A 17,331-nucleotide genomic window follows, 5' to 3' on the forward strand; every position below is an offset into this window, starting at 1 on the left:
GAGATATTGCCCGGCCTCGTCCAGTTCATACGCGTGATATCAGGCAGCACGCATTCATTGCATCTTTTCATTGACATACAATTGGTATACTGAAATAGCAAGGAAGGATTAGCGGGAGAATCGAATTCGCATGCGTGGACGTGAGGGAGTGTAATCGATGGGCGGCAAATTTCCGCGCATTCTTGCTTGTGGTGACAGCGCTCTGTCCGTTGAACTCGCCGATACCATCGATGAAACGGTGAGCGAGCGCATCATCGCGCTTGCGGCAAATCTCGCTGCAACGCCCGTGGAGGGCATCGAGGAACTGGTGCCGACCTACCGGTCCCTCATGGTCATCTATGACCCATCCGTCATTCGCGGCCATGCGCTTGACCGGGAGTTGCACCGGCGCCTGATGGCGCTGACGGTGAACAGCGTTCCGGCCAGACGCTTCGATGTTCCTGTGGTTTATGGCGGATCGGTCGGGCTTGATCTCGAGGAACTGGCGGACATGAAGGAAATGACGCCTGCCGCCCTGATCGAGCTGCACGCATCCGCTGAATATCGTGTCTATATGATCGGTTTCGCGCCGGGTTTTGCCTATCTCGGCGGCCTGCCAGAACAATTGCATACGCCGCGTCTTGCCACGCCGCGCCAGCGGATCGAGGCAAGTGCGATTGGAATCGGCGGCAAGCAGGCAAGCATCAATTCCGTGCCGGGACCAAGCGGATGGCGCTTCATCGGCCGCACGCCGCTTCGGCTTTTCGACCCGTATCGTCCGGAGCCGTTTCTGTTGCAGGCGGGAGACCGGGTCCGTTTTCGGCCGGTGAGCGAAGACGAGGCCGCAGAGCTTGACCGGGCGGTCGCCGCCGGCCAGCCCGTCATGGAGGCGCAGCTTTCATGAGTTTTCTAGTCATCCAGCAGATAGGGCCGATGGCCACCGTTCAGGATCTCGGCCGCAGGGAATTGAGCCATGCCGGTGTTTCGGGTTCAGGCCCGATGGATATGCCTTCTTTTCGTATTGCGAACGCGCTGGTCGGCAATGTCGAAAACAGCGCGGCAATAGAATTTGGCGGCACCGGGGGCAGCTTCTCCGTTTTGCGGCCGGCACGCATCGCCGTGACCGGAGGCGCCGTCGATATCCGCCTCGGTAAACGAAAGCTGTCGCCCTGGGAGAGCTATACTCTTTTGCCCGATGAGGTGCTTTCGATCGGCGCCCTGCGCGATTGCGTCTGGGGTTATCTCGCCGTTTCCGGCGGCGTGGATACCGTGCCTGTGCTCGGTTCGCGTGCCACCCATGTGCGAACGGGTCTCGGCGGTTACGAAGGGCGTCGTTTGCAGGCGGGTGACCGCCTGCCGCTCGGCCGGGATAATCCCGGCGTCAATCTGGCGCTCCGGCAACTCTGGCGGCGGTCCGGCGGTCCCGTCCGTATTGTTCCCGGCCCACAGGACGACTATTTCTCTGCCGAAACCCAGCGGGCTTTCCTGAAAGCCTCCTTCATCGTTTCGCCCGCCCGGGATCGCATGGCGCAGATGCTGGACGGACACGCCGTTCATGCCGAAGGCGGGCACGATATCGTCTCCGACGGAACCTGCGCGGGATCGATACAGGTCCCGGCGTCGGGACGGCCCATCGTGCTGATGGCGGAACGCCAGACGACGGGCGGCTATCCGAAAATCGCAACGGTCGCCACCGTCGATCTGCCCCGGCTTGCGCAGGTTCCGAGCGGCCGACATGTCTCTTTTGCGGCCATTTCACGGGAAAAAGCCGAAGAGCTTCTGATTGCGGAACGCACGGCCTTGCGCGAACGCCTGGCAAATCTGGTAGAAAAGCCGGAAACGGATGATGTTTCAGGAGGTAAGCCATCATGAATCAGCCGCTCGCCAAGCAGGCTTATGGGAAGATCATCGAAATGATCCTGTCCGGTGCGCTGACGCCGGGTGACGCTTTGCAGGAAGCGAAACTGGGTGATCTGCTGGACATGTCCCGGACGCCCGTGCGTGAGGCGATCAAGCGGATCGAGGCCGAGGGTCTTGCCACGCAGGAAGGACGGTTTCTCAAGATCCGCCGGCTGAAGGCGGAAGAGGTCGAGGAGATTTTCTTCCTTCGTCAGGTGCTGGAGACCCATTGCGCCAGACAGGCGGCGATGGCCCGGCCGGAGCTTGGCGAGCTGGAAGCCCGGATACGGCATTTGCAACAGCATGGCCCCGGCGAGGACGACGAGCAGCGCCGCGTGGACGATGCTTTCCACCGGACGCTTGCCCTTTCCACGGGCAGTGAGATGATGGTGAGCACGATCGAGGATTTGCGCCGCCGTACCTGCATGTTCGACCATGCCCAGGTGCCGGATCGTTTTCTGAAAAGCTGCGACGAACATCTGGAGATGATTGCCGCCCTGCGCGCCGGCGACGGTGAACGGGCAGGCTCGCTCATGGCCCGCCATATCGTTCACGCCCGCGACGCCATTCTTGAAAAACTGGAACAATTTCCCGAAAGGAACAGGGACGCATGAAATGCCTTATTGTCCAGCCTATTCATGCCGACGGCCTCGCCCTTCTGCGTGAGGCGGGAGTTGAACCGGTTTTGTGTCCAAAACCGGACATGGCGACCGTGGCCGCAATGATCAAGGGTTGCGATGCCGTCATCACGCGCGATGCGGGCTTGTCCGCATCGGCCATCGAGGCTGGCGACAGGCTGCGGGTCATCGCCGTTCACGGCACGGGCCATGATGCTGTCGACAAGGAAGCGGCGACGGCGAAGGGCGTTCTGGTCTGCAACACCCCCGGCGCCAATGCCCGCTCGGTTTCCGAGCTGGCGCTCGGTCTGGCACTGGCCGCCGCAAGACGTATTCCCGCTGCCGACCGCAGCGAAAGGGCCGGGGTCCATGGCTTTCGCGAGACGGAGAGTTTTTCCGAATTGTCCGGCAAGACCGCCCTTATCGTCGGCTGGGGGGCGATTGGCGCCGGGCTCGGCCGGATGCTGAAGGCCGCTCTGGATATGCGGGTGCTGGTCTATTCGCCGCGGGTGGCCGATCTCGATGGCTTCGAACGGGCTGACAGTCTTGAAGACGGGCTGAGGCAGGCCGATCTGATTTCCCTGCATACGCCGCTCCGTGCGGAAACACGCGGCCTGTTCGGAGAGCAGGCCATTTCAGCGGTGAAACCGGGCGCGATACTTATCAACACGGCACGGGCGGGACTGGTGGATGAGGCGGCCCTTGCCCGCGCCATCGAAACCGGCCGTATAGCCGCAGCCGGGCTGGATGTTTATTCATCTGGCGCGCCGACCGGACCTCTGGCCGCCGGCGGCCGGGTGATTTTCACACCGCATCTCGGCGGCACGACGCTGGAAGCGCTTCGCCGCGTGGCTCTCGGCTCTGCAAGGCATGTTTTGACGGCGCTTGCGGGCGAACGCCCGGTCACCGCGCTCAACGCGCCGCAGGAGATAATGGCATGACGCAAGCCGTGATCGCAGAGACGGTCAACCGTCTGCTGGACCGCATCAATGCCATTTCAGCGGAAGGCCCCGGTTTTACCCGGCCTTCCTACAGTGCGCTGGAAAGCGAAGCGCATCAGGTGATTGCCGAAGAATGTGAAGCCCTTGGCCTCACTGTTACGCGGGATGCCGCACTGAACCTGTTTGCCCGGTTGCCCGGCAGAGACCGGCAGGCCACCCCGCTCTATATCGGCTCGCATCTCGATACGGTGCCGATGGGCGGCGCCTATGATGGCACGGCGGGTGTGGTGGGCGCCATGGCACTCGTCACCGCATTCGTGAAAAGCGGGCAGGCCCCGCCGGCAGATATTGTCGTGACGGTGACGAGAGCGGAGGAGAGCGTCTGGTTTCCAGTCTCCTATATCGGGTCGCGTGCGGCGCTTGGCCGGCTCACGGCGCCGGAAATGCAGGCGCGTCGCGCCGACAGCGGCAGAACACTCGCCGAGCACATGAAGGAACTTGGGGGCGACCCGGACGCCGTCCTGCGCGGGCCGGGATTGCCGCCGGCGCGTTTCGTGGAATTACATATCGAGCAGGGGCCGGTGCTTGACAATGCCGGTGAGGCTTTCGGCGTCGTCGATGGCGTGCGCGGCGGCCTGCGTTACCGTGAAGCGCGGATTGAAGGGGTGTGGGCCCATTCCGGCGGCGCGCCGCGTGATGCCCGCTCGGATGCCGTTTTTGCCCTTGCGGATCTCATCGTCTCCATGGACAGGGCTTGGGAAGGAATTCTGGCGGAAGGGCACGATCTTGCCGTTACCTTCGGCCGGGTGGATGCGGCAAGCAGTGAACATGCTTTCGCCAAGGTTCCGGGCCGGGTGGATTTCTGCATCGATATCCGCAGCGCCGACGATGCGGTGCTGGACCGGGTGGATGGCATTTTCCGACAGGAAATTGAGAAGATCGAAAAACGAAGGGGTGTGCGCGTCGTCACCGGCGTTCAGTCCCGCAGCAAGCCCACCCGTCTGTCCTCCGCGCTTGGCCGGCAGATAGTCGTTGCGGCCGAACGGACCGGCATCTCGCCCCGGCAGATGTTATCGGGCGGCGGGCATGATGCGGCGGCATTTGCCCAGGCGGGATGGGAATCGGTGATGGTCTTTCTGCGGAACTGGAACGGCAGCCATAACCCGGATGAGGCCATGGATCCGGCCGATCTGGCGCATGCCGTTGATATTCTGCAACAGACCTGGTCGGCTCGGTAAAGGGGAGAGAACATGAGCGAAAAGGAAACTTTGACCCAGCAGGCCTATACGGATGTCAAACAACGCATTCTGGAGGGCAAGTTCAAAGCCGGTGACGTTTTGACGGAGAGAGCCCTGGCGCTTGAATCCGGCATTTCCCGCACGCCGTTGAGGGCGGCAATCTCCCGGCTTGAAAAAGAGGGCGTGATTTCGCGGCTGGCCAATGGCGCATTGATGGTTCGGCCCGTCACGGTGGAGCAGTTGCTGGAAATCGTGCAGATACGGCGCTTGCTGGAGAGCGCTGCGGCGGCACGCGCCGCTGAGCGTCCCTTTCCCGAGGCGCTCGAACATTCGCGGCAAATCATGCAGGCTTATGCGGATGGCAGGAACGTGGCCTTCGATCAGTTCTGGCTGGACGACGACCAGTTTCACGAGGCCGTGGCCGCTGCCGCCGGGCTTGAGCTTTTGCCTGCCATGCTAACCGAAATGCGCAGTATCGCCCGACGTTGCACCATCACACGCACGCATGACCGTTTTGCCGAGCAGGCACGCGAACATATTGCGGTTATCGACGCCATCGAGGCGCAGGATCCGCAGAGGGCTTCCGCCGCCATGGAGGCGCATTTCGAAAGCGTGAAAAGCCGTTTTCTGGGGTGGCTGAGCCGCCCCTGAAACCGGCAGCCGCCAGCGCTTTTTCTTTCTTCATTCCGGTCTTGAGACGCTTTTGCCGGCTTCTCATGCAAAAGCCGAGCACGACGATATGGACAGTTTCATGCAGGAATTCGCCGATTTGCAGGGGTGTGACGCCTCTTTCCCCAGGGAGGAGTTCGCCGCGAGGCAAGATCGTGCGCGCGCCGCTATCCGCAATGCGGGTCATGAAGCGCTCGTCGTCACCGGTCCTGAAAACATCTACTGGCTGACCGGGCGGCAGACGGCCGGATATTTTGCTTTCCAGGCGCTGATCATGCCGGTGAATGGTCCGCCGACGCTTCTCGTCCGGCAGCTTGAACTGGCAGGATCGATCGCCAATACCTGGCTGGACGACGTCGTCGCCTATCAGGATGGCGGAAACCCGGCGGTGGCCCTGGTCGATCTCTTGAAAAAGCGGCATATCGAGCGGCCGGCCATAGAATTGGACGGCTGGTTTGTTTCTCCGGTACTTGCCGCAAAAATCGCGGAGCAGATGGGTGTTGCGTCGATACCGGACGGTTCCTCCATTCTTTCGCCGCTGCGGACGATAAAGTCCGCAGCCGAGCTGGAGGCCATTCGGCTGGCGGCGAGTTACACCGAGGCGGGGCTTTCGGCCGGTATTGCCGCCTGCGCCGCCGGAACCGACGAAAACGCGATAGCCGCCGCCATGCTGGACGCCGCCACAAGGGCGGGCTCGGAAGTCATGGCCATGGAACCGCTCGTATCTTCCGGGCCGCGCAGCGGTTTGCCCCACATGACCTGGAGACGCCGCAAGCTTGAGAATGGCGATGCGGTTTTTCTGGAACTCGCCGCCTGCCATGCGCGCTATCACGCCGCGCTGATGCGTACCGTGTGGATCGGTTCTCCGCCCGCCGAAGCCCGGCGAATGATGGATTGCGCGTTGAAAGCTCTCGATGCGGCGCTGGCCGCCATTCGGCCCGGTGTTTCATGCGCCGAACCCCATGAGGCCGCGCAACGTGTGATCGACGCGGCAGGTTACAATGCCGCCTTCCGCAAACGCATCGGTTATTCCATGGGAACCGCTTTCGCGCCGGACTGGGGCGAAGGCGCGCTGTTGAGCCTGTTTACCGGCGTCGACAGGATAATCGAACCCGGCATGGTGTTCCACCTGCCAGCCACCCTGCGCAGCTATGGCGTGTGGACGGTTGGCGCATCCGAAACGGTCATCGTGACAGAGACGGGGGCCGAACCTCTTTCCAGCCTGCCGCGTGAACTGACCATCCGCTGATGGCCCGATAGCGGCCATTTCCCTTTAAAAATTGAAAGGAGTCCGAAATGCGTTCACTTTTTCACCTTGCCTATCACGTCACCGACCTCGACGAAACGCGTCGCTTCTATGGCGGCGTTCTCGGGTGCGAGGAAGGCCGTTCCACCGATACCTGGGTGGATTTCGACTTTTTCGGCCACCAGATATCGATGCATCTGGGCAAACCGTTCGAGGTTACCCGGACCGGCAAGGTCGGCAATCACATGGTGATGATGCCGCATCTCGGTGTGGTCCTGCCTCTCGATGACTGGTTCGCGCTTTCCAAGCGTCTGGAAGATGCCGGTGTGGCCTTCGATATTCCACCGGTCGTCCGCTTTGAAGGCGAGCCGGGAGAACAGCGCACCATGTTCTTCTTCGATCCGAGCGGCAATCCGATCGAGGTGAAAGGCTTCAAGGATTTCGACGGCGTTTTCGCCCACTAAAATAAAAAAACAAGGGCGGCTGTTGTTGGTCGCCCCCCCCAATGGACTCTGTGCCCGCATACCGGCGGTCGCCTTGCCGGAAACATTACCACCAGTGGCTGGGCGAACGGGTCAGAAGCTCGTTGCCGTCGCGCCCGACGATGATGATATCCTCATAAAAAGCCGCGCCGACACCGTCGAGCGAAAGGAAGGATTCGATACCGAACACCATGTTTTCCTCGGCAATATCTTCAGGCTGCGACATGCTGGTTGAAATTCTCGGCTGTTCGAAGCCGAGACCGATGCTGTGGCCATAAAACGGGAAGTTCTTCATGATGGCGGATACCGAGCCGCCGAAGGCCTGCGTCAGACGGTCGCCTTCGGCGGCAATATCGATGAGCTTCGCGCCCGGCCGCATCATGTCGGAAAGACGATGAACGATATTGGCCGCAGCTTCGATCAGCCGTCGCTGGTCCGCTGTCGGTTTGCCGCATATGCCTGTGCGGCCGGGGTCGAGATAGTAGCCCTGAAAAAATGCCGCATGGATGGTGCCCGTGACGATGTCGCCGGGCTTTGGTGTGTCCGCGCTATAGCCGGTCAGGGGAAAACGCTGGTCGAAACCCAGCGTTTCGCCATGGTTGCAACCGATCATCTGCAGCCGGCCGCCGCGCCGCACCACTTCACGGGCCGCTTCTCCCGCCGCTTCCTGCTCGGAAAGGCCGCCGGTCAGGCCTTCCATCAACCTGTTGAGGCCAGCCGTCGCGCCTTCGCCGGCAACGCGATAGCACTCCAGTTCCTTCAGGCTTTTGATGCGCCGGACGGAGCGGATCAGATCGTCCTCGGCTACCCACTCTATGTCTGGAGCGTCCTGAAGCAATTGCTGGTAATATTTGACGGGGATGAACTGCGTGCCGACGATTGCGACACGCCCTTTGATGCCCCTTTCGACTAGGGCTTTCGCCACGCTTCGGAAAGGATGGCTGGAACAATGCGTATCGCGGATAGAGACGAGATCGGTGCGCACTTCCGGCTCATCGATATGAAGCTGCGGCTCTTGGCCCTGCTGTAGAATGATCCCGGAAAAGGACCGGGCGGTCCATATCAGGGAATCCATGCCGCCGCTGATGGCGTAGTGGTTGGAAAGATAGAGTATGTCACCGCAATTGTCCGTGGTGCCGCCGCCCCGGCCGAAGACCACCGCAGTTTCATAGCCACGGCGCTGCATTTCCCGCAAAACCCGCTGCCAGCGGCTTTCATATTCCTCGATCGCAAAATACCGGATCACGCGTTCCACTCCATTCAATCTGCTGTTCTGCCGGGCAGTCCTCGCGCGCCGATCCACCGGGACCTGCGGCAAACTCGGATAGCATTTCCATCAATGCGTGGTCCTCCCGGAGAAGCCCGCATTTGCGGATTACGACCGAAAGACTGCGGGGTCGGATCTTTAGGTACACCAAACGTATCCCGTGATTGATGGCAGTGCAAGCGAATGATGCGGGAGGGGTAAATGACGAAATTTTGTGCATTTTGCTGCTCGATTTATCGCCGTTTAGCTCAATATATTTGCTATAAATATTTGAAAATCTTTATTGAATTCCGTTGGTATACTGAATATAAATTGTTTCGACCGAGCGGTATCGATCCGGGTCTATCGCCTGCTTGCCGCCGTCTCACCGGTTTCAGCATTCCTTCCAACGGTGTCCGATGACTGAAAATGTGCAGAATTTATTGGCAGGTCATGGCGCAGCCTATCGCATGCTGGCCGGCGAGGTCGCCATCGTTACGAATTCCCACGGAAACCAGGTCGTGGATGCGTGGGCTGTTGCGACAGGTGATCCATCTGAGATCAGCTCGATGGATCATACCCGCTCGGTAAACAGCAATATCTTCATCGAGCGCGGCATGGGTGTCTTTAGCAACCGCAGAAGAGCCATGATGACGCTGGTGAGCGACAGTGCCGCCCTGCGGCATGATACGCTGCTCTGCCCGTGCAATGCGGATCTTTACCAGCAACTGGGATGCGAGGGGTTTCATCGCAGCTGTTCCGGAAATTTCCATGAGGCGCTGGCGGAGAAGGGCCTTGCCGTCGCCCAGACGCCGGCATCTCTCAACCTTTTCATGAATGTGGCGGTGAACGCCGATGGCAGTCTCGACCGACGCCCGCCGGCGTCCGCGGCGGGTGACCATGTGGCGTTGAGGGCCGAGATGGATCTGCTGCTCGTGCTGTCCGCCTGTCCCCAGGATATTACGGAGATCAACGGTGTGGACCGCACACCGAGGGATGTCGCGGTGCAGATCGTCGATGAATACAAGGAGACGACCCCATGACCGGACCGGTTTTGAACCTGCGGGATATCCGCAAGAGCTTCGGGGAAAACGAGGTTCTGAAAGGCGTCTCGCTTAGTGTCGAACCGGGTGAGGTCGTATCCATCATCGGCGCGAGCGGTTCGGGCAAGAGCACCTTCCTGCGTTCGATAAACGGTCTGGAAATGCCCCAGTCGGGTTATCTCGAATTCGAGAACCTGTCTTTCGATTTTCGGCCGGAATCGCGATTTTTCCCGACGCCCTCGCAGCTGCAGGCCCTGCGCGCCCGCGTCGGCATGGTGTTTCAGAGCTACAATCTCTGGCCGCATATGACGGTTCTGGAAAATGTCATCCATGCTCCGGTCCGGCTGCTGAAACGACCCAAAAACCAGGCTGTCGAAGAGGCGGAGGCCCTGCTTTCCCGCATCGGCCTTTATGAGAAACGCCACAGCTATCCGGCACGCCTGTCCGGCGGCCAGCAGCAGCGCGTCGCCATCGCCCGGGCGCTCGCCATGAAACCGCGCCTGATGCTTTTCGATGAGGTGACCTCCGCGCTCGATCCCGAACTTGTCCATGAGGTGCTGGTGCTGATGGCTTCGCTGGCCGCGGACGGCATGACCATGCTGCTGGTGACCCATGAAATTGCCTTTGCCCGTGACGTTTCATCGCGTGTGCTCTTTTTCGACAAGGGTGTCATCGCTGAAACCGGCGCGCCCGACATTCTTCGCAATCCGCAGAGCGATCGCCTGCGGCAATTTCTTCACCGCATTTTGCATGACCAGCTTGCCCCCAGCGGCGCAACAGATGGCGCCGGGGGAGCGTGACGACAATGGCGAATTTTATCGACGAAGTGCAGCTTTACGGTCCGGGCTTTCTGCTGGCTGCCTGGACGGTGTTCTGGTTGACGATCCTGACCATTATCGTCAGCTGGGGCTGCGGCCTGCTTGCGGCGCTCGGCCATCGTTCGCCATGGCGCGCGGTGCGTGCCGCCTCCGCCTTCTATGTCTGGTTCGTTCGCGGCACGCCAACCCTGATCCAGGTCTTCATCATCTATTTCGGCCTGCCGCAATTCGGCGTGAAGCTCTCGCCCTTTACTGCCGGCGTGCTGGCGCTCGGCGTCAATAGCGGCGCCTATGTCGCGGAAATCATCCGGGGAGGCCTGTCGGCCATCCCGCGCGGGCAGACGGAATCGGCTCTGGCGCTGGGGTTCAGCCCGGCGGAAACCATGCGCAGCATTATCCTGCCGCAGGTATTCCGCATCATCCTGCCTTCGGTCACGAATGAAGCCATTTCGACGTTGAAAAATACATCGCTGCTGTCGACGATCACTGTCGTGGAGCTGACGCTCTATGCCCAGACGCTGATTGCCGCAACATTCAGGCCTTTCGAGTTCTACATCGCCGTGGCCGTCATTTATCTCCTGCTTACGACGGTGCTGACACAGCTCGCAGCCTTGCTGGAACGCCGTTATGCCCTTTCAAGCTGAGGCCCCGACGGTTCTCAGCGGTGCCTGAAATATCCGGCGGAGCGATCCGCAGGATCGACTGCGGGTGACGCCAATGCCGCCTGACGAACAGGAAAATGCAAAAAATCAATAAGGGAACGAGTCATGAAATTCAAATCTATCGCATTTGCCGTCGCCGCACTCGCTGCGACCATCACCAACGCTCCGGTCTTTGCCGCAGAGCTTGAATTGCTGGAGCCGGGGAAGCTGCAGGTCGCAACGGAAGGAACCTTTTCGCCCTTCAGCATGCGTGCCCCGGATGGAACGCTCGACGGTCTGGAAATCCGTGTGATGAAGGAAGTTGCAAAGCGCCTCGACCTCACCTACACGCCGGTTCTGATCAAATGGGACTCTCTGCTGGTCGGTCTTCAGGCGGATCAGTACGATATCATCAGCGCTTCCATGGATATAACCGAAGAGCGGCAGAAGCGCGTTACCTTTGCCAATGGCTGGCTGGAATCGGGCGGTCGCATCGTCGTCCAGAAGGGCTCGGCCATCAAAAGCGCCGCTGATCTCAAAGGCAAGACCGTCGGTGCGCTCGTCTCTTCCACCTTCGCAAAAATCGCCGAGGAAAAGGGTGCGGTCGTCAAAGGATACAAGGCTGAATCGGACGCGATGCAGGACCTCGTCAACGGCAATATCGACGCGACCATTACCGATGCGATCGCCGGTGCATGGGCGATCAAGAACTCCGGCCTTCCCCTCGAAATGACGCCGGATTTCGTCAGCCACGTCCAGAAAGGTTTCGCCATCAAGAAGGGCAAGCCCGAGCTGGTGAAGGCGGTGAACAAGGCGCTCGCCGACATCGTGGCCGACGGCACCTATGCGAAGCTGACCGTCGAACTCGTGGGTTTCGATCCGGCGCCGAAAGACCCGATCAAGAGCCTCGAATAAGCGCCCGGTCGCTAAGGCCGCCTCCCGGTTGGCCGGGGCGAGGGGCGTTCAGGGTCGAACAGGCGAAGATAGTGTCGCCTGTTCGATGTGGCGTCTCCGATGCCCGGAACGGCGATTGCGATGAAACCGGACTTAGCCGTTTCGACGTCCTCGGCCCCAATACATTCCGGCTCTCGCAGTCAAAAGCATCACCGTTGCTCGCCGGAGGATACCCATATATTTTGAGAAAATGTCACGCATGGCTTTTCCTTTCTTCTTGTTTGATCGACCGGATATAGGCGCGCCACCCGCCAAGGCCTGTCACTTCCACAGCACCCTTGAGCGCATAGGGTTCGCACAGGAAGCCGGAGATTTGTGATCCGTCGTCCAGCGTTACCTTGCCGATGCCAAGGGGAGCGGGAATGTTCTGCACGAAACGTCCGAAGGCTTCGGGCGTCACCCTCCACACCTCTACCTCCAGCCCCGCGCCTTTAAAGCCGGGCTCCCGCAGCAGGCCAGGTTTCGGTGGAACGGTATTCGGCAAGACGAACAGCCGGTAGTCGCCGGCCGTGCGGCAGGATTTCATCAGCCGACCGCCGGGGCCTGTGAGTTCGTGATTGAGCGGCATGCCGGTGAGATGGGCGCCGACGACGACAATCGGCACCAGCCCGTCATCGGTATCCGCCACTTTCGAAGCTTCCGGCAGGGCAGCCTTGCGGTCCCTGCCCATGCCGGGCTGCAATGCGCGGTGCAGCATATCGGCAAATGGCGCCAGCGCATCGTCGGAAAAGGCCGGGCCGAACAGGGTGACACCCGCCGGCAAATGATCCGCGGCATCGAAGCCCGCGGGAACAGCGATGGCCGCATAACCGAACAGATTGGCGAAATTGGTATATCGTCCGAAATGGCCGTTCTTCGCGATCGGATCTGCGCGCATCTCCTCCACCGTGTAGGTGGTTGGCGATGTCGGCAGCATCAACACGTCGGCTTTCGCCCATTCCGCCGATGCCTTCTGGCGAAGCGTCTCAAGCCCGTATAGTCCCTCGAAGGCGTCGACGGCATCGTATCGCCTTGCCCCCTCGATGATTGCCCTTACGGTGGGGTCAAAATCGTCGGCATTGGTCGCCAGGAAATGTTTCACCGCCGCCAGACGCTCGGCCACCCACGGGCCGTTATAGAGCAGCTCGGCGGCCTGACGGAACGGCGCATAGTCGAAGGGGACTATGTCTGCGCCGAGCATTTTCGCTTTTTCGATAGCCGCGTCATAAAGCGCCTCGAAAGCGGCATTGCCGAAAAATTCCCGTTCCCCGGGCTCAAGCACACCAATGCGCAGCCCGGCAGCCGGCAGGGCGGCCGGCTTTGCCCTGCGCGAGAAGGGATCGGCGGGGTCATAACCCTCCATGACCCTGCGCACCTCCACGCCGTCGCCCACCGTGGCGGAAAAAATGGTCACGACGTCCACCGAGCGGCATGCGGGTACGACGCCGACATTCGGCACCAATCCGGGTGTTGGTTTGATGCCGACAATATTGTTGAAGGCCGCAGGCACGCGGCCGGAACCGGCCGTATCCGTGCCGAGCGCGAAACTGGCAAGGCCAGACGCCACCGCCACGGCGGAGCCGGAGGACGAGCCTCCCGACACATAAGACTTGTCGAACACCGACCGCGGCGCGCCGTGAGGCGAGCGTGTGCCGTTCAGCCCGGTGGCGAACTGGTCGAGATTGGTCTTGCCGATAACGATTGCGCCTGCGGCCTTCAGCCGGGCGATGACGGTCGCATCCTGTTGCGGCCGGTAGGCAAAGGCCGGGCAGGCGGCCGTCGTCGGCAGGTTGGCCACGTCGATATTGTCCTTGACGGCAAAAGGCACGCCCCACAGCGGCAGGCTGTTGGCCATGGGCGCGCGGGCTAGGAGGTCGCGGGCGGCGGCGCGCAGATCCTCGTCCGGCGTCTTCGTTATGAAGATCGCCGGATCGTCCGACGCCTCGATGCGAAGAATTATCTCCTCGACGAGATCGAGCGGGCTCAGCCCCTTTGCATAGGCGGCTTTCAGCGAGGCGATATCGAGAATGATCGGCAACATTACATGGCCTCCAGAACGACCAGCACGTCGCCGGCCCTGACATTGCGGCCCGGCCCGGCGCGGAGATCGCGCACCTTGCCCGCGGCGTGCGCGTTGACGGTGATTTCCATCTTCATGGATTCGATGATGGCGAGCGTTTCTCCGGCTGCCACCTTCTGCCCTTTTTCCACCAGCACCTTCCAGACATTGCCCGGCACGGCACTTTCAATGCCGAAGCAGCCGTCGGGAATATCGCCCCCGAGGCCGGGACCGACACCTTCATCGACAACGAAACTGTCGAGCCCCTGATCTTTCCAGCGTTGGCGTTCCGCCTCGAAGGCGGCCTGCTGGCCTGCCTTGAATGCGCCGATTGCGGCGGCATTCTTCTGAAGCTCCGCCTCGTAATCCGCATAGGAAAACTCGCCCTCTTCGATACGGACGGGATAACCCCCATGGGGAAAGGCGGCGCGGGCTTCGGTCAATTCGCCGTGGCTGACGGGAAAGAAACGGACCTGATCGAAGAAATCGAGCAGCCAGGGTTTGTCCTTGCCGAAGACCGGGGTTTGCCGCCACGTATTCCACATCTGGATGGTGCGCCCGAAGAGCTGATAACCGCCCGGTCCCTCCATGCCGTAGATGCACATATAGGCGCCGCCGATGCCGACGGCGTTTTCCGGCGTCCACGTGCGCGCCGGATTATATTTTGTCGTGACGAGGCGGTGGCGCGGGTCGAGAGGCGTGGCAACCGGGGCGCCGAGATAGACATCGCCAAGCCCCATGACGAGATAGGATGCGTCGAAGATTTTGTCTTTTACGGCCTGTTCGTCATCCAGACCGTTGATGCGGCGGATGAATTCAATGTTCGAGGGGCACCAGGGCGCATTGGGGCGCACCAGCTCCTGATATTTGCGCATCGCCAGCGCCGCATCCGGATCGTCCCACGACAGCGGCAACCAGACGGTGCGGCTCGGCACCTTCACCGAGTGAACGGAAGGCATGCCGCTTTCGATTTCGGAAAGAAGGCCGAGCAACCGGCCACGCGTCACATGCGATCCATCGTAGTGAATTTGCAGCGAGCGGATGCCGGGGGTCAGGTCTATCAGGCCGGGAACGCCGGCCTCCCGCACCGCCTGCATCAAAAGATGGCTGCGAAGGCGCAGGCTGACATCGAGCTGCATCGGCCCATATTCGACCAGCAGGTTGTCATCGCCCTGCCGACGATAAACCACCGGAACCTCGCCATCGTCGCGATGGCCGAGAATGGGGGAGCCGGCATCTTCGCCGATGCGTTTGACGACGGGACCGGCAATGGGATCTTCCGCCCGCGCGACCGGATGAAAGCGGATTTTGTCGCCCGGTTTGAACTGTCCCATCTTCCATTGCTCATCCGCGGCAATCACCGCCGGGCAAACGAAGCCGCCGAGGGACGGGCCATCCGGCCCGAGAATGATCGGCATGTCGCCCGTAAAATCGATGGCGCCGATGGCATAGGCATTGTCATGGAGGTTTGAGGGGTGAAGCCCGGCTTCCCCGCCGTCCTCGCGCGCCCATTTCGGCGCAGGGCCGATGAGGCGTATACCCGTGCGGGCGGAATTGAAATGCACCTCATATTCGGTCGCAAACAGGGTCTCTATATCGTCCTCAAGGAAAAAATCCGGCGCGCCATGGGGCCCATAGAGCACGCCCACCGACCATTCGCGGGTCAGGTCGGCAGGTTCGGAGGCGGCTTTCGCATCGGCCTGGGGGACGCGGGCGAGGCGAAGAACGTGGCCGGCGCGCAAGGTGCCGGTGGCGTTGCCGCCGAACTGACCAAGCCCGAATGTGGCGCGCGAGCCGAGCACGACCGGCGCGTCAAAACCGCCGGCCACCGCCAGATAGGCCCGCTGCCCCGCCCCGCCGATCTGGCCGATGGTAAGCGTCTGCCCGGCCTTGACCGTGATCGGGGTGTTATGCGGAACGGGTTCGCCGTCGCACTTCATCGGCATTTCCGCGCCGGCAAGCGCCACCGTCACATCCGCAAAGAACTTGAGCACGGGACCGGAAACGGTGATTTCCAGAGCCGCGGTGTGGTCGTGATTGCCGACCAGCCGGTTCGCATGACGGAAGGAACGTTCGTCCATCGGTCCGCTCGGCGGCACCCCGACATGCCACAGGCCGAGACGGCCGGGCAGTTCCTGAAGGCTCGATTGCGCTCCCGGTGCAATGACCTCGACGACATCTGGCACGAAGGGAAAATCCTTCAGCGCCGTGGTCGCGACATTGCCGGTCCGGAAAAGGCTGGAGCCGGCAATCGCCCTGAGATAGTCGAGGTTGGTCTCGATGCCTGAAATCGCGGTGTGCGACAGGGCGTCGTCGAGACTGGCGATCGCCGCGTTGCGATCCGCCCCCGTGACGATGATCTTGGCCAGCATGGGATCGTAAGAAGGCGTTACCTCCGTGCCGGTCTCTATCCAGCCGTCGACCCGGACATCTTCGGGAAAAACCACCTCGGTCAGAAGACCGGCGCTCGGGCGAAAATCGGCATGCGGCATTTCCGCATAGACACGCGCCTCAATGGCCGCCCCCTTGGGTATCAGCTCCTCTGCGCCGGTCAGGACATCGTCGCCGGCGGCCTGACGGATCATCCATTCCACCAGATCGATGCCGAAGACGGCTTCGGTCACCGGGTGCTCCACCTGCAGCCTCGTATTGACCTCCAGGAAATAGAATTCCTCGCGGGCCGGATCGTAAATGAACTCGACCGTGCCGGCGGAGCGATAATTCACCTGTTTTCCCAGCGAGACGGCGGCCGCGTGCAGGCGCGCCTGAACCTCATCGGAAAGCCCAGGGGCGGGTGTCTCCTCGATGACCTTCTGGTTGCGGCGCTGAAGCGAGCAGTCGCGTTCGCCAAGCGCAATCACCCGTCCCTTGCCGTCGCCGAATATCTGCACTTCGACATGGCGAGCCTTCGCCACGAACCGTTCCAGATAGACGCGGGCGTCGCCAAAACTCGCTTTCGCCGTGCGCTGCACGCTCTCGAAGGCCGCTCTCAGTGCGGCGTCGTCGGCGCAGAGCTGCATGCCGATGCCGCCGCCGCCGGCGGTGGATTTCAGCATGACCGGATAACCGACGGCTTCCGCGGCGGCGAGCGCTTCTTTGACCGAGCCAAGCAGACCGGAGCCCGGAAGCAGCGGCACACCGCTTTTCTGCGCCAGTTCCCGGGCGGTGTGCTTCAGGCCGAAATCGGCGATGTTTTCCGGTGTCGGGCCGATGAAGACGATGCCTTCAGCCGCCAGCCTTTCGGCAAAGCCGATATTTTCGGAAAGAAAGCCATAACCGGGATGGACTGCTTCCGCGCCCGTCTTTTTGCAGGCGGCAATCACCGCTTCGACATCGAGATAACTTTCTGCGGAGGGCGCTGGCCCGAGGCGTATCGCTTCGTCGGCCGTCAATGCCGCCCTGGCGAAGCGGTCGGCATCGGAATAGACCGCCACGGAGGCAATACCCATGTCCCGCAGCGTCCTGATGACGCGGACGGCGATTTCGCCACGATTGGCGATGAGGACTTTCTTGAACATCG

The 17,331-nt window shown here is 61.3% G+C and carries 15 protein-coding genes; 12 read left to right on the forward strand and 3 right to left on the reverse strand.

Features of this window, described 5'->3' with window-relative positions; genetic code table 11:
* The first annotated feature begins 157 nt into the window (after positions 1-157).
* The 8 genes from pxpB (at position 158) to CFBP4996_RS01320 (ending at position 7,053) form a co-directional block, all read left to right on the forward strand.
* Positions 158-883, forward strand: a complete 726-nt coding sequence (gene pxpB, locus CFBP4996_RS01285; protein ID WP_080852656.1) for a 5-oxoprolinase subunit PxpB — start codon at positions 158-160, stop codon at positions 881-883.
* Complete coding sequence (locus CFBP4996_RS01290) at positions 880-1,851, forward strand: 5-oxoprolinase subunit C family protein (protein WP_080852655.1); 972 nt, start codon at positions 880-882, stop codon at positions 1,849-1,851. Before pxpB ends, CFBP4996_RS01290 begins: the two co-directional genes overlap by 4 nt.
* Positions 1,848-2,492 carry a GntR family transcriptional regulator gene (locus tag CFBP4996_RS01295; RefSeq protein WP_004432638.1) on the forward strand — a complete coding sequence of 215 codons (645 nt, stop codon included), beginning with the start codon at positions 1,848-1,850 and terminating at the stop codon, positions 2,490-2,492. The genes CFBP4996_RS01290 and CFBP4996_RS01295 overlap by 4 nt, the downstream gene beginning before the upstream one ends.
* Positions 2,489-3,436: a hydroxyacid dehydrogenase gene (locus CFBP4996_RS01300; RefSeq protein ID WP_080852654.1), complete on the forward strand. Its 948-nt coding sequence runs from the start codon at positions 2,489-2,491 to the stop codon at positions 3,434-3,436. Before CFBP4996_RS01295 ends, CFBP4996_RS01300 begins: the two co-directional genes overlap by 4 nt.
* A complete protein-coding gene (locus CFBP4996_RS01305; protein WP_080852653.1) occupies positions 3,433-4,674 on the forward strand; it encodes a Zn-dependent hydrolase in 1,242 nt (413 codons plus the stop codon). The genes CFBP4996_RS01300 and CFBP4996_RS01305 overlap by 4 nt, the downstream gene beginning before the upstream one ends.
* Before the next feature lie 12 nt (positions 4,675-4,686).
* Positions 4,687-5,325 carry a GntR family transcriptional regulator gene (locus CFBP4996_RS01310; protein WP_035260012.1) on the forward strand — a complete coding sequence of 213 codons (639 nt, stop codon included), beginning with the start codon at positions 4,687-4,689 and terminating at the stop codon, positions 5,323-5,325.
* Between the two features lie 100 nt (positions 5,326-5,425).
* Positions 5,426-6,592, forward strand: a complete 1,167-nt coding sequence (locus CFBP4996_RS01315) for a M24 family metallopeptidase (RefSeq protein WP_121490303.1) — start codon at positions 5,426-5,428, stop codon at positions 6,590-6,592.
* A gap of 47 nt (positions 6,593-6,639) precedes the next feature.
* Positions 6,640-7,053 (forward strand): VOC family protein, encoded by a 414-nt coding sequence (locus CFBP4996_RS01320; RefSeq protein WP_004432652.1) that lies wholly within the window; start codon positions 6,640-6,642, stop codon positions 7,051-7,053.
* Positions 7,054-7,138: 85 nt separating this feature from the next.
* On the opposite strand, the gene CFBP4996_RS01325 is transcribed toward CFBP4996_RS01320, so the two are convergent.
* Positions 7,139-8,317, reverse strand: a complete 1,179-nt coding sequence (locus CFBP4996_RS01325; RefSeq protein ID WP_080853248.1) for a M24 family metallopeptidase — start codon at positions 8,315-8,317, stop codon at positions 7,139-7,141.
* 419 nt (positions 8,318-8,736) lie between these two features.
* Here CFBP4996_RS01325 and CFBP4996_RS01330 point away from each other — a divergent pair, with 419 nt between their 5' ends.
* From CFBP4996_RS01330 to CFBP4996_RS01345, 4 genes are all read left to right on the forward strand, one after another.
* Complete coding sequence (locus CFBP4996_RS01330; RefSeq protein ID WP_080852651.1) at positions 8,737-9,360, forward strand: DUF1989 domain-containing protein; 624 nt, start codon at positions 8,737-8,739, stop codon at positions 9,358-9,360.
* Positions 9,357-10,160, forward strand: a complete 804-nt coding sequence (locus tag CFBP4996_RS01335; protein WP_080852650.1) for an amino acid ABC transporter ATP-binding protein — start codon at positions 9,357-9,359, stop codon at positions 10,158-10,160. The genes CFBP4996_RS01330 and CFBP4996_RS01335 overlap by 4 nt, the downstream gene beginning before the upstream one ends.
* 5 nt (positions 10,161-10,165) lie before the next feature.
* Entirely contained in the window at positions 10,166-10,822 is a 657-nt protein-coding gene (locus tag CFBP4996_RS01340) for an amino acid ABC transporter permease (RefSeq protein WP_004432660.1), read from the forward strand.
* Positions 10,823-10,945: 123 nt separating this feature from the next.
* Positions 10,946-11,734: a transporter substrate-binding domain-containing protein gene (locus tag CFBP4996_RS01345; protein ID WP_035260854.1), complete on the forward strand. Its 789-nt coding sequence runs from the start codon at positions 10,946-10,948 to the stop codon at positions 11,732-11,734.
* 232 nt (positions 11,735-11,966) lie between these two features.
* Here the strand turns inward: CFBP4996_RS01345 and atzF are convergent, their stop codons facing one another.
* Together atzF and uca are read right to left on the reverse strand one after the other, a co-directional pair.
* A complete protein-coding gene (gene atzF / locus CFBP4996_RS01350; RefSeq protein ID WP_080852649.1) occupies positions 11,967-13,793 on the reverse strand; it encodes an allophanate hydrolase in 1,827 nt (608 codons plus the stop codon).
* On the reverse strand, positions 13,793-17,329 hold the full coding sequence (uca, locus tag CFBP4996_RS01355) for an urea carboxylase (protein ID WP_080852648.1): 3,537 nt from the start codon (positions 17,327-17,329) through the stop codon (positions 13,793-13,795). Before uca ends, atzF begins: the two co-directional genes overlap by 1 nt.
* Positions 17,330-17,331: the final 2 nt, after the last annotated feature.

It is taken from the genome of Agrobacterium leguminum, assembly GCF_005144435.2.
In the GTDB taxonomy this organism is placed as follows: Bacteria; Pseudomonadota; Alphaproteobacteria; order Rhizobiales; family Rhizobiaceae; genus Agrobacterium; species Agrobacterium leguminum.